General features: G+C 67.2%; 14 protein-coding genes. 7 read left to right on the top strand and 7 right to left on the bottom strand.

The genetic code is table 11. The features are described from left to right. Window positions 1-91: 91 nt before the first annotated feature. From QNJ67_09035 to QNJ67_09020, 4 genes are all read left to right on the top strand, one after another. Window positions 92-1,549 (top strand): malonyl-CoA decarboxylase, encoded by a 1,458-nt coding sequence (locus tag QNJ67_09035; GenBank protein MDJ0609110.1) that lies wholly within the window; start codon window positions 92-94, stop codon window positions 1,547-1,549. A 276-nt stretch (window positions 1,550-1,825) separates the two neighbouring features. After that, complete coding sequence (locus QNJ67_09030) at window positions 1,826-3,007, top strand: type III PLP-dependent enzyme (GenBank protein MDJ0609109.1); 1,182 nt, start codon at window positions 1,826-1,828, stop codon at window positions 3,005-3,007. Then, entirely contained in the window at window positions 3,004-3,408 is a 405-nt protein-coding gene (locus QNJ67_09025; protein ID MDJ0609108.1) for a cupin domain-containing protein, read from the top strand. Before QNJ67_09030 ends, QNJ67_09025 begins: the two co-directional genes overlap by 4 nt. Next, complete coding sequence (locus tag QNJ67_09020) at window positions 3,401-4,465, top strand: alpha/beta fold hydrolase (GenBank protein MDJ0609107.1); 1,065 nt, start codon at window positions 3,401-3,403, stop codon at window positions 4,463-4,465. The genes QNJ67_09025 and QNJ67_09020 overlap by 8 nt, the downstream gene beginning before the upstream one ends. Window positions 4,466-4,478: 13 nt before the next feature. On the opposite strand, the gene QNJ67_09015 is transcribed toward QNJ67_09020, so the two are convergent. After that, on the bottom strand, window positions 4,479-5,588 hold the full coding sequence (locus tag QNJ67_09015) for an aminotransferase class I/II-fold pyridoxal phosphate-dependent enzyme (GenBank protein ID MDJ0609106.1): 1,110 nt from the start codon (window positions 5,586-5,588) through the stop codon (window positions 4,479-4,481). A gap of 13 nt (window positions 5,589-5,601) precedes the next feature. Next, on the bottom strand, window positions 5,602-6,660 hold the full coding sequence (hemB, locus tag QNJ67_09010; protein ID MDJ0609105.1) for a porphobilinogen synthase: 1,059 nt from the start codon (window positions 6,658-6,660) through the stop codon (window positions 5,602-5,604). A 212-nt stretch (window positions 6,661-6,872) separates the two neighbouring features. Between hemB and QNJ67_09005 the strand changes: the two genes are divergently transcribed. Next, entirely contained in the window at window positions 6,873-7,367 is a 495-nt protein-coding gene (locus QNJ67_09005) for a cupin domain-containing protein (GenBank protein MDJ0609104.1), read from the top strand. A 58-nt stretch (window positions 7,368-7,425) separates the two neighbouring features. Here QNJ67_09005 and QNJ67_09000 read toward each other — a convergent pair whose 3' ends face one another. Beyond that, window positions 7,426-7,791, bottom strand: a complete 366-nt coding sequence (locus tag QNJ67_09000) for a cupin domain-containing protein (protein MDJ0609103.1) — start codon at window positions 7,789-7,791, stop codon at window positions 7,426-7,428. Between the two features lie 176 nt (window positions 7,792-7,967). On the opposite strand from QNJ67_09000, the gene QNJ67_08995 reads away from it, so the two are divergent. Both QNJ67_08995 and QNJ67_08990 read left to right on the top strand, forming a co-directional pair. Next, window positions 7,968-8,672 carry an SDR family oxidoreductase gene (locus QNJ67_08995; GenBank protein MDJ0609102.1) on the top strand — a complete coding sequence of 235 codons (705 nt, stop codon included), beginning with the start codon at window positions 7,968-7,970 and terminating at the stop codon, window positions 8,670-8,672. Window positions 8,673-8,758: 86 nt separating this feature from the next. After that, the gene (locus QNJ67_08990) at window positions 8,759-9,205 is read left to right on the top strand and encodes a universal stress protein (GenBank protein ID MDJ0609101.1); all 447 of its coding nucleotides are present in this window, start codon (window positions 8,759-8,761) and stop codon (window positions 9,203-9,205) included. A gap of 16 nt (window positions 9,206-9,221) precedes the next feature. Here QNJ67_08990 and QNJ67_08985 read toward each other — a convergent pair whose 3' ends face one another. From QNJ67_08985 to QNJ67_08970, 4 genes are all read right to left on the bottom strand, one after another. Beyond that, on the bottom strand, window positions 9,222-9,920 hold the full coding sequence (locus tag QNJ67_08985) for a gamma-glutamyl-gamma-aminobutyrate hydrolase family protein (protein MDJ0609100.1): 699 nt from the start codon (window positions 9,918-9,920) through the stop codon (window positions 9,222-9,224). Beyond that, entirely contained in the window at window positions 9,917-10,912 is a 996-nt protein-coding gene (locus QNJ67_08980; GenBank protein MDJ0609099.1) for an amidoligase family protein, read from the bottom strand. The genes QNJ67_08985 and QNJ67_08980 overlap by 4 nt, the downstream gene beginning before the upstream one ends. A 38-nt stretch (window positions 10,913-10,950) precedes the next feature. Beyond that, on the bottom strand, window positions 10,951-11,391 hold the full coding sequence (locus QNJ67_08975) for a YqaA family protein (protein ID MDJ0609098.1): 441 nt from the start codon (window positions 11,389-11,391) through the stop codon (window positions 10,951-10,953). Window positions 11,392-11,563: 172 nt separating this feature from the next. Further along, window positions 11,564-11,902, bottom strand: coding sequence for a DUF1491 family protein (locus tag QNJ67_08970; protein MDJ0609097.1), 339 nt, complete (start codon window positions 11,900-11,902; stop codon window positions 11,564-11,566). Between the last annotated feature and the right edge of the window lie 23 nt (window positions 11,903-11,925).

Genomic DNA, 11,925 nt, shown 5'->3' with positions numbered 1-11,925 from the left:
TAGTCCAGCCGAGGGCCTTTGACCACCCGGCAGGCCGGGAGGCTTGACCCGCGTCGGGCGCCTGCGTCTGATGGGGGGTGAGCGAGGAAAGATGAGCGAGCAGCAGAACGAAGGCTTCTTCGAACGGGCCCTGAACAATCTCTCGACTGCGTGGCGCGAGGTCGCGGCCGGCGCGGCCCGCAGCGTGGGCCTCAGCCTGGCAGCCGACCCGGCGCGCGACGCGCGGTCGTTCCGGCGCCTGATGAGCGAATGCCTCGAGGCCCGCGGCGGCGAGGTTTCGGCGCGTCTGCGCGCAGCCGAGCTCGGCCGCACCTATCTCGATCTCGACGTCGCCGGCAAACGGACTTTCCTGGAGGTCCTGGCGCGGGATTTCGATATCGATCATGGGGCGGTATCGACCGCGATTGACGCCTATGGCCGGGCCGACGCCGAACCGGGCCGGTTGAAGGCGGCCGAGATTCTCCGGGAAGCCTTGGCGCCGCCCCGCGTGCGTCTCTTGACGCAGTTCAACGTGCTGCCCGAAGGGGTCAAGTTTCTGGCCGACCTGCGCCACGACCTGCTCTCCCTGGATGACCGAGATGCGCAGCTGCGCGGCCTCGAGCGGGACCTCCGCGCGCTGCTCGAGTCCTGGTTCGACGTCGGCTTTCTGGACTTGCGGAGGATCACTTGGGATTCGCCGGCCTCGCTGCTGGAGAAGCTCATCGCCTACGAGGCCGTGCACGAGATCCGTTCCTGGGACGACCTGCGCAACCGGCTCGACTCGGATCGACGGCTTTACGCGCTGTTCCATCCGCGCATGGCCGATGAACCCCTGGCCTTCATCGAGGTCGCGCTCGGCCGGGGAATTGCGGGCAACGTCCAGTCGCTGCTCGACGAGGCGGCGCCTCAGAGCGACCCGGGGCAGGCGGACACCGCCGTCTTCTACTCCATTTCGAACACCCAGCCCGGCCTGAGCGGAATTGCCTTCGGCGATTACCTGATCAAGCGCGTGGTCGAGCGCATCAGTGGCGAGTTTCCGCAACTGAAGACCTTCGTGACCCTGTCGCCGGTGCCCGGCTTTCGCGCTTGGTTGCGCAAGGCCGAACCGGAGGTCATCGCCACCTGCCTCGACCTCGACATCCTGCGCCAGCTGCCCGGCGGTTCCGAGGCGGCCGACGCCCAGGCCCTGTTGGAGGGGATCCTCGAGCGTCTGGACTGGCACCGCGACCCGAAGCTCGCCTCCCTGCTGGCCGATCCATTGCTCTGCCTGGCGGCGCGCTATCTCGTGTCGCGGCGCGGGGACGGCCGGCCGCAGGATCCTGTCGCGCGGTTCCATCTGCGCAACGGCGCCCGCCTCGAGCGGATCAACTGGCTGGCCGACACTTCGCCGCGGGGCTTGAAGCAATCGGCCGGCATCATGGTGAACTACCGCTACCTGCTGGGCGATATAGAGAAGAACCACGAGAGCTACCTGCGCGATAAAGAGGTCATCATGAGCACGGAAGTGCGCGCCTTGGTGCGGCAGAGCGGATATCGCCCGGCTCGGGGCCGCCGAGACGCGGCCGAGTGAGGCGCCAAGCGGTCTGCCGTCACTCGATTTTCCGTGAGACCCCTTCCAATCCTGCCCCCGCTGCCCATGTAAGCGGGTCGAGCCGAGCGGACCGCCGCCCCGGGCCCGTTGCAGGCGCGCGAGAGCGAACCAAAGGGCGATGGTGCACTAATTCACTGTCTGCTCATTGAACCTCTGGCAAACTGGCGTTTATTCAATCGCATTGACCAGAGGGGGCCGAAGCGCCGCACGCCGGGAGGCCCCGCTCCGAGACTTGAAGAGATTGCGAAGGATCAGATGAGAGGGACCATAAACCTCGCGGCCGCCGAGAAAGACCGCGGTTTCCCGGATGTAGAAACCGTGGCCATGTCGCTCGAGCCGAGCTATCCGGTCTATTGCGTTCGACCGAAGATCCTGGAGGCCATCACCAGGCAGTTCATCAGCCTGTTTCCCGGCACCGTGCTCTATGCGGTCAAATGCAATCCCCATCCCATGGTGCTGAAAGCGCTGCACAGGGCCGGCATCCGCCATTTCGACACGGCGTCGCTGCCGGAGATCGCCCAGATTTGCGAAGGTTTTCCCGATGCCACGCCCTATTTCATGCACCCGGTCAAGGGTCGGGCGGTAATCAAGAACGCCTATTCGGTCTACGGCGTCCGCCATTTCGTCGTCGACCACATGGGTGAGCTCGAAAAGATCGAGCAGGAAATCGACGGCAAAGACCTCGTCATCGTCGTGCGCGTCGCAACGCCCCCGGCGGAAGGCACCCTGGTTCACTTGGCCGACAAGTTCGGCGCGCCGCCCGACGAGGCCGTCGAGCTCATGCGCGCGTCGGCCCACAAGGGCTACCGCACCGGGGCTGCGTTCCACGTCGGCTCGCAGTGCGGCGATCCCGCGGCCTATCGCTCCGCGATCGTTCTGCTCGGCGAGACCATCGAGGCCGCCGGCGTCGACCCGGCCTGTCTCGACGTCGGTGGTGGGTTCCCTGCCAACTACGCGAACATCGAGGTGCCGCCGCTGGAGGACTACATGGAGCAGATCCGGCAGGGCCTGAAGGAGATTGCCCTCAAGCCGACGGTCGATGTCTTCGCCGAGCCGGGCCGGGCGCTCACCGCGGCGGGTTGCTCCCTGCTGGCGCAGATCCAGCTGCGCAAGGACAACAAGCTCTATCTCAATGACGGGATCTACGGCAGCCTATCGGAGATCAACCAGGTGGGGGTCGAATTGCCCTGCCGTCTGATCCGGGTCGGCGGCGCGGTCAGCACGAACTTCGAGGAGTTCTCGATCAACGGGCCGACCTGCGACTCCCTCGATGTCATGCCGTCGCCCTTCCGTCTGCCCGACGATGCCGACGAAGGCGACTGGATCGAGATCGATTGTCTCGGGGCCTACTCCAACGCTCTGGCCACGCGCTTCAACGGTTTCCATTCCGAGACCTTCGTCGAGGTCTACGACGACCCGCCGGCCGCCCGCGCATGACCGCCGAGCCGCCCGGAATCAACGCGGAACTTCTCGATCCGCGGCTGCGCCGGATCGTCGCCACCGGCGCGGCGGCGTTCAGGAGCTACGATCGTTACGGGCAGGCGATCCCGGGATTGACCTGGCTGCCGCTCAGCCCGGACAGCGACGCTGATGGCGGCGGCTGCTTTCTGCTGCGCTTTGCGCCGGGCGCGCGCTCACAACCGCACGAGCACAGTGCGATCGAAGAATTCATGGTGCTCGAAGGGGAACTGGAGGACTGCGACGGCCACGTGCTGAAGGCGGGTGACTTCGTAAGCTACGCTGCAGGCTCGCGCCACGCCTCGGTATCGCCGAACGGCTGCCTCATCCTGGTCTTCCTGCGCCGGGGCAACCGGCTCCTGCCGGGGGCCGATGGCTGACGCGGAGACGCGCCTTTCGGCGCTCGACGGCGGACCCGAGCGGGAAAAGCCGGCGCCGGCGTCCCTCACGCCCGATGCCTTTCCCGTATTCAGGCCGCGGTTCCCGTGGCTTACCGGCGATCTCCAGACGGTCCGGAATATGCTGGTCGCGCGGCCGGCGGACCTCTCCGCGTGGCCGGGTCAGCGCCTGATCCTCGATCTCCGCGACGGCACCGGCGACCGCCTGGCCGCCATGATCAACCGGCCGCCCGAGGCCGGCAGCCGGCCCCTGGTCGTGCTCGTTCACGGGCTGACCGGCTGCGAGGATTCGCTGCACATCCGCAGCGCCGCGGCCAAGCTCCTGCGTCACGGCTTTCCGGTCCTGCGTCTCAATCTGCGCGGCGCCGGGCCTTCCGGGCCGCTCTGCCGCGAGCGCTACCACGCCGGGCGGAGCGAGGACCTGCGCGACGCCCTGCGCGCGCTTAACAGCGAGTCGCTGTCGCTGCTGGACCGAGGCCTGGTGCTCATGGGCTCGTCGCTCGGCGCCAACATGATGATCAAGTTCCTTGCCGAGCACGGTGCCGAGTTTCCTTTGCACGGCGCGGTCTCGCTCTCGGCGCCGATCGAGCTCAAGGCGGCGCAGCGCCGCATCATGGAGCCGCGGAACAGGATCTATCACCGGTATCTCCTGCGCCGCATGAAGCAGGAGTGCCTGACTGAAGGCACGGCGCTCAGCGCGCAGGAACGCGAGGCGCTGCTCGGGGCCCGCCACGTCTACGACTTCGACAACGCCTTCGTGGCGCCGCGCGGCGGTTTCGACGGCGCTGACGACTACTACGCCCGCTGCAGCGCCAGCCGTTTCCTGCCTGGCGTGAGCGTGCCGCTTCTGGCGATCGCCGCGCGCAACGATCCCTGGATTCCCTTCTCGAGCTACGAGGCCTTCGATTGGTCGCAGAGCCCGAGCGTGGTCACGCTGTTTCCGGACTCGGGCGGGCATGTCGGGTTCCACGGCCGCGACGACGAGACGGCGTGGCACGAGACCTGCGCGCTGCGCTTCATCGAGGCCGTGCTCGCCTAACCAAGTTCGTCCGTCACGCGCCGGCGAGGGCGGCTTCCAGCCGCCCCAGGGCTTCGGGCAGGTTCCTTCGGCCGAAGCCGATGCGGAAATGCGGCGCATCGGTGTGATAGACCGTGCCGGGCATCAAGAGCACCTCGGCCTGTTCCACGATCCTGGCGCAGAACTCCTCGACCGCGCCGTCGCGCAGGGCAGGGAAGGCGATCGGCCCGGCGCGCGGCCGGCGCCAGTCGAAGCGGCCCGCCTGCCTGGCGAAGAAGGCGTCCAGGTGATCCAGGTTCGCCGAAATGATGGCGAGATTGCGCGCCGCGATCGCGGGCGCGTTCCTGAGCGCGATCCGTGCCAGGTACTCGCTCGGGGCCGCGTTGCAGATTGACAGGTAGTCCTTGAAGGCCGCCGTGGCCTCCAGCGCCGCCCGGTCGCGCGTCGCGATCCAGCCGATCCTGAGGCCGGCCAGACCGTAGGTCTTGGAGAGGACTCCCAGGGAGACGCCCTTCTCGTAGGCGTCGCAGGCCGCCGGCAGGCGGTCGGCCGCGTCGTACTCGAGGCCGCGATAGACCTCGTCGGAGAAGAGCCAGAGGCCGTGACGGCGCGCGGTCTCGACCACGGCCTCCAGCCGGTCCCGCGGCATCAGATAGCCCGTCGGGTTGTGCGGGCAGTTGAGGACGACGGCCTTGGTGTCGGGGCGGAGCGCGCGCTTCAGGTCGTCCGGGTCGAGCGCCCAGCCCTCGGCAGGGTCGCCGGCCCACTGGGTCACCGCGACCCCGCGTGTCTCTGCGACGGCTTTCAGGGACTGATAGCAGGGGGTTTGGACGACGATGTGATCGCTTGGCTCCAACACCGCGCTCATGAAGGCGAAGATGGCTTCCTCCGCTCCGGTGTGGACCAAGACCTGGTCGGCCGAGACCGATTCGTAGAGCCCGGTGATCTCGCCGCGCAGCGCCGGATCGCCCTGGCTCTCGGTGTAGCCGAGCCAGAGATCCTGGAGACCTTCCGCCGCGCCGGTCTCGAAGGCCAGCAACTCGCTGAGGGTCATGGACTCGCAGTCGCTGGAACAGAGCAGGTAGCGGGTGGTGAACTCGTAGCGCGCGAAGTAGCGCTCGAGCTCGAAAGGCGGCAGGTTCATCGGCCGGATCCGGTCAGCCGGCCTTGAGCCGCTCCGCCGCCTCGAGGGCCGCGTAGGTCAGAATCCCGTCGGCGCCGGCCCGTTTGAAGGCCACCAGGGACTCCAGCATGACCTTGTCGTAGTCGAGCCAGCCCTGGGCCGCCGCCGCTTTCAGCATGGCGTATTCGCCACTCACGTTGTAGGCGAAGGTCGGCACCTGGAACGTCTCCTTCACCCGGCGCACGACGTCGAGATAGGGCAGGCCGGGCTTGACCATGACCATGTCGGCGCCCTCCTGTAGGTCGAGCGCCACTTCGCGCAGCGCCTCGTCGGAGTTCGCCGGGTCCATCTGGTAGGTCTTCTTGTCGCCGACCAGCGCGCCACCAGAGCCGACCGCCTCGCGGAACGGCCCGTAGAAGCCCGAGGCGTACTTGGCCGAGTAGGCGCAGATTTTGACGTCCTGGAAGCCGGCCTGGTCGAGCGCCTCGCGGATCGCGCCGATCCGCCCGTCCATCATGTCAGAGGGCGCGATCACGTCGCAGCCGGCTTCGGCCTGGACCAGGGCCTGCTTGACCAGGATCTCGACCGACTCGTCGTTCAGGATCCTGCCGTCCTCGACCAGGCCGTCGTGTCCGAGGCTGTTGAAGGGGTCGAGCGCCACGTCGCAGAAGATGCCGACCTCGGGCAGCGCGTCCTTGAGCAGGCGCACCGCCCGGCAGACCAGGTTGTCCGGATTGGTGGCCTCGGCGCAGTCCGGGGTCTTCTCCGAGTCCGTCATGTGGGGAAAGACCGCGACGGCTGGAATGCCCAGATCCGACGCCGGCCCGACCGCGTCGAGCAGCCGGTCCAGGCCGTAGCGGCGCACCCCGGGCATGGCCTCGACCTCGCTTTCGCCGCCCGCGCCCTGGACGAAGACCGGCCAGATGAAGTCGTCGGCCGCGAGACGCGATTCCGCGACCAGGCGACGGCTCCAGGCGTCGGTCCTGTTGCGCCGCATGCGGACCTGAGGATAGGCGCCCAGGGTCTCGGGCCGCCGGGCCTCGGGCCGGGCCGGTACCTGCTTCAGGAAGGGGTGCTCCTTGGGCCGCGCCATGGTGTCCTCAAAGTCTCCAACGGATCAGAGGGGGAGATTAGCCGCCCCCCGTGGCGCGTGGCAACCAGCCTGGCGAACGGCCGGAAGGGCGCATTCCGCCGATGGCTCCGCCGCGATAGCGCTCGGGCATGAAAACTATCGATACGCGGCATTTTAAACCAGGGCCGCCCCTCCGCACGTAAATGGGCGACCCAAGCAAGGAGGCATTTGCCGTGAACGTCCTGACTCTGCGCCAGACTCTGCTGTTCAAGCTGCTGCTGCTCGCCGGTCTCTTGACCATCGCCGCCGTCTCGGTCTCATCGACCGCCCTGGCCGGCGAATGCCCGGCGGACAAGCGGGGCGAGAACCCGCTGGAGAACGCCGCGACGAAGTACGTCGGGGTGGTCGTCGAGGAGCTCTCGTCGATCTACCTCGGGCGCGAGGCGGTCAAGCTGGATAACCATTCCTTCCGCCTGCGCCGCTTCACGATCCAGCCGGGCGGCACGGTGCCGTTCCACGACCACAGCAAGCGGCCCTCGATCGTCTACATCCTCCAGGGCACGGTGCTCGAGCATAACAGCAAATGCATCATCCCCATCGCCCACAAGACCGGCGATTCGGTCATGGAGTCGGTCGGCGTCGCCCACTGGTGGCAGAACATCGGCGACGAGGAGGCGATCTTGCTGTCGGCCGACATCATCGCTCAGAAGATTGACCCCAACATGTGACCGCAGTCTCGTCGCAAAGATCGAGAGCCGACCGCCGAGACTGCCGCATCCGGTCTGCCTAAGCGGCGATCATGTAGAACTTGCGCAGCGTCTCGGTGATGTGCCAGGTGCACTTGGTGCCCTTGGGCACGAAGAAGACATCGCCTGCCGTAAAGGTCTCGGACTTGCCCTCGGCGTCGGTCAGGGTGACCGAGCCGGAGATCACGCTCATCATCTCGTGCACCGGGTAGCTCTCGATCTCCTCCAGGCAGGGGGCGCACTCCCAGACTCCCGACAGGATCGACTCGTCCTGGGTCGCGAAGAAAGCGTGGTTCACTTCCGTCTTGTCGTCGCCGGTGAAGGCTTCCGGCGCGACCATGTCCGAGGGCTGCAAACCGGTCGCCGGGTCGCCGCCGGGAAGCAATCTCACGAAGCCGCTGGCCATTGTAATTTCCCCTTCCTGTGTTCAGTGCCTGCTCATTGCGGAGGATGACATTTTCGCCCAGGCCGGGCTGCGCTGCTAGTGCGGGCGATGACGGCTTGCCGATTGCATCGCTTCGCCGGCCGTTGCATGGTCGGCGGCAAGGCGTTTCGATGACAGCGGACGGGGGAGAGTGAAAGGTGGATGTGAAGGGCAAGAAGGCCATCGTCTTCGGCGGTACCTCGGGCATTGGGCTGGCGACGGCGCGGCGACTGGCCGACGCGGGGGCGAGCGTGGTCGCGATCAGCCGCGATCCCTCGAAGGCGGGAGACCCCGGTCCGGGAATCACGTTGGAGAAGTGCGATGTTCGCGACCGCGGCGCCGTGCAGGCGCTGTTCGAGAAGCTGGCGCCCTTCGATATCCTCATCAGTGCGGCGACGGGCGGCGCGCGCGCGGTCGGCCCCTTTCTGGAAATGGACATGGACGGTTACCAGCGCTCGTTCGACAAGCTCTGGGGCTATGCCAACGTCGTGCGCTTCGGCGCCGGCCATCTGCCGGATGACGGCTGCATCGTGCTGGTCTCCGGAACGCCGGCGCGCAAGATCAGGCCCGGCCAGATCGCCATCGGCTCGGTCGGCGGTGCCGTCGAGGCCTTCGTGCGCGGCGTCACGCCCGAGCTTGCGCCACGTCGGATCAACGTGGTCGCGCCCGGCCTGATCGACACGCCCATGGTGTCGCTCGAAGGCGCCGAGCGCGAGGCCCACTACAAGAAGGCGACCGCCGACATCCTGATCCCCCGTGCCGGCACCGCCGACGAGATCGCCCAGGCGATCATGCTGGTGGTCACCAACGATTTCATGACCGGCAGTACCATTGATGTCGACGGCGGCTTGCTGCTGTCCTGAACGGAGCAAAACCGGGACACGATGATTTCGCCGCGGTCCGGTCTATGATAGGCGGAAAGTACAACCTCGCTAGGGAAACAGGGACGATGTTCCAGAACATCCTCGTCGGTGTGGACGGGTCCGAATCGGCGATCAAGGCGGTCACCGTCGCCGCCACCTTGAGCAAGTCCTTCGGTGCCCAACTCATACTCACCCACGTCGTCCAGGTCTCGGCGATCGCCGAGCAGGCGATCAACATGAGCGCGACCGAGCACCTCAAGGAAAACCCCAAGACCATCATGGAGAAGCTGAGCCAGGAGGTACTCGGCAAGGCGCGGGAACACGCGCTCCAGGCCGGGGTCGCGGACGGCAAGATCACGACGGTCACGAAGGACGGCAATCAGACCCGGGAGCTGATAAAGGCGGCCGAGGACTGCAAGGCGGACCTGATCGTCGTGGGCAGCAAAGGCCGCGGCCGCCTGGAGGGCCTTCTGCTCGGGAGCGTCTCCCAGAAAGTGGCCGCCCTCGCGCCCTGTCCCTGTCTTGTCGTGTAGCGTTACCGGTCGGCGGCTACCGCCGGCCTGCCGCGTAGCGGCGCACCGCTTCGACGAAACCTTCGAAGAGGCGCCGCTGGGTGCCGTGGTGGATCATGAACTCGGGATGCCACTGAACGCCGACGCGAAACTCGGCCGTGGGGTCCTCGACGGCCTGGACCGTCCCATACTCGTCCCGGGCCGTCACGCGCAGGCCCTGCCCGACCACGTCGATCGCCTGACGGTGCAGGCTGTTGACCGTGACGTCCTCGTCGCGCATCAGTCCGGCGAGCTTGCTGTCATCGACCAAGTGGAGCCTCTTGCGGGGCAGGGGGGTCCAGAGCTTCGGATGGTCCGTGTAGACCGCGAGCATGTCCTGATGCAGCGAGCCGCCGTGGTAGACGTTGAGCATCTGTGCGCCGCGGCAGACCCCGAGGACGGGCATACCCTCGTCCGTCCCGTGGCGTAGAAGCGCTAGCTCCAGAGCGTCGCGTTCCGGATCGATCCGCACGTCGAGGGTCGGTTGGCCGTCGTAGATCTCGGCGCCGATATCGTCGCCGCCGCCGATGATCAGGCCGTCGAACTTGTGGGGATCGAGATTCCGCACCGGCGCGACGAGGCGAACCGGCTTGACGCCGAACAGCCGCATGGAGAGCCAGTAGAACCACCACATCACGTGGCTGCGGCGCGAGTTGGTCACGCCGACGACGGGGCGTTTGCGGCGGCGTCCGCTCATGCCGTCATCAGCCATTCACTCGCGCGGATCGCCCAGTTTTCCGGGATCAGACGCTCTCGGTTCGCGCGATAGGCCCTGCCCATGTCGTCGAGCAGCGTCCGCTGCTCGGCGAGGCGCTCGACCACGCACCAGCGGTTCCACTCCAGCAAGAGGCCCCAGCCCGGCTGGCCGAAGTTGGCGTCGGGCAGGCGATAGTGAAACGCCGGCCGATCCTTGATTCTCGGGTCGTCCGTGGCCCCGTCCACCTTCGGTCTGTCGAACCATGAGAAGAGCGGCAACATATCCAGCTCCCGATTGCGCGTCGGGTTGTAGAGCAGGTAGTCGTCGATCAGTCGGTCCCGGTCGGGCCAGTAGTCGGGATCGACCACGTGCCCCGTGTAGGCGACCGGAAAGGGGTTGGTAAAGGCGACAACGCGGCGCGTCAGGTCGATCTGCATGACCGCCCGGAGCCAGTCCGACATCAACAGGTAGGCTTTGAGCATGGCGACGATCCAGTCGACGCCGCCCTCGGCGATTTCGACGTTGAGCTGCGCCCCAAAGCCGTAGATCGGGTTGGCCCGTGTGTCGGCCGCGCCCGCTCGGCGGAGCGAGTCCGGCAGCGGCTCCAGCTTCGGCAGTTGCTCGAGCGGAATTGGCGGGCAGATGATCTCGCAGGGAATGATCAGTGAGCTGACATCCCCGAAGAAGGTCCGCAGCGGCTCCTGGAACTCGCGGAGCAGGAGGTCTAGGGGGTCCGTGCGGTCGGCCTCCCGGTCGTCGGGCCGGTGGGCGAGCTGCAGATCCAGTTCGCAGCTGAAGTCGCCGAGAGCAGTGTCGCGGATCAGAAAGCGGTGCGGATCCTTCTGCTCGAGCGTGCCGCCGAACAGCGCCTGCACCTCCCGCGCACCGGCCTCGGCCGAGAGGGAGGCGAACTCGAGCTCGACGCCGACCCGTCGCGGTGCGCCCGCGTGGCTGGTCAGGCGGGGCGGCATGAGTTGACTTCGGTTGTCCATCATCTCTCCTCGAACCTCCGGGTGTCGATCGGGCGATCTCAGCACCAGCTAACGGTGTCGCAGAGCCAGATGACCGCGGCGTAGCGCCCGGACTTCGCTACGGCCACGAGGGCGAGAAAAAGCCAGAACGGCGTCCTGAGCACGCCAGCGACCACGGTCAGCGGATCGGCGAAGGGTGCCCAGGACATGAGCAGGCTCCACACGCCCCAGCGGCCGTACCACTCCCGCGCCCGGGTCATCTGGTTGCGGTTCGCCGGGAACCACCAGCGGCCTTCGAAGCGGTCGATCGCCAGGCCGAGCCAGTAGTTCACCACCGAGCCCAGGGTATTGCCGATCGAGGCGACCACGAAAAGGCTCCAGACCGGCGCGGACCCGGCCGCCAACATCGCTCCCAAGGCCACTTCCGACTGGAACGGCAGCAGGGTGGCGGCGCCGAACGCCGCGGCGAACAGGCCGCCCAGCGCGGTCAGCTCGTTCATGATGCCGCACCCCCGTCGCACCCTTCGGAACTGACGGGGACCAGGCGATGGCCGAGGCCGGAGTTGAGCTTTCGTGGTTTCACGGTTCTCGGGCTGGAACGAGGCGTCCTGCTGCTATGCTCCCGGTCCGCGCCCGGGTCTCATCGTCGCGCCAGCCGGCAACGGCCGCCGCTCAGAGGACTTCGCCCTCGAAGGGGTGGCGGCCGTCGCGCTCCTCGATCTCGAGCACCCATAAGTCCGGGTCGCGCGCCACGGCACGATTGATGTAGGCGTCCGCCTCGGCTTCCTCAACCAGGGCGCCCTTCAGCGCGGGCAGCCACGCCAAACGGCCGTCCAGGTCCCGGATCTGGGTCAGCACGCGGCAGCCCTTCTCCAGCTGGTTGATCTTGAGCAGCAGGGTCCCGCCGGTGGCTTCGCCGCGGTGCGCTATCGTGGCCGGGATACCCTCGAGGTCGCAGCGGCGGATATGCGCCTTGATCCAGAGCTCGGCGGGCAGCCGCTCGTCGGTCATGGGGTCGGTTCTCGGCGCAAATC

The organism is Kiloniellales bacterium, from assembly GCA_030064845.1.
Lineage (GTDB): Bacteria > Pseudomonadota > Alphaproteobacteria > Kiloniellales > JAKSDN01 > JASJEC01.
Note: the sequence above shows the minus strand (reverse complement) of the source record. Positions and strands in the feature narration are given on the sequence as shown.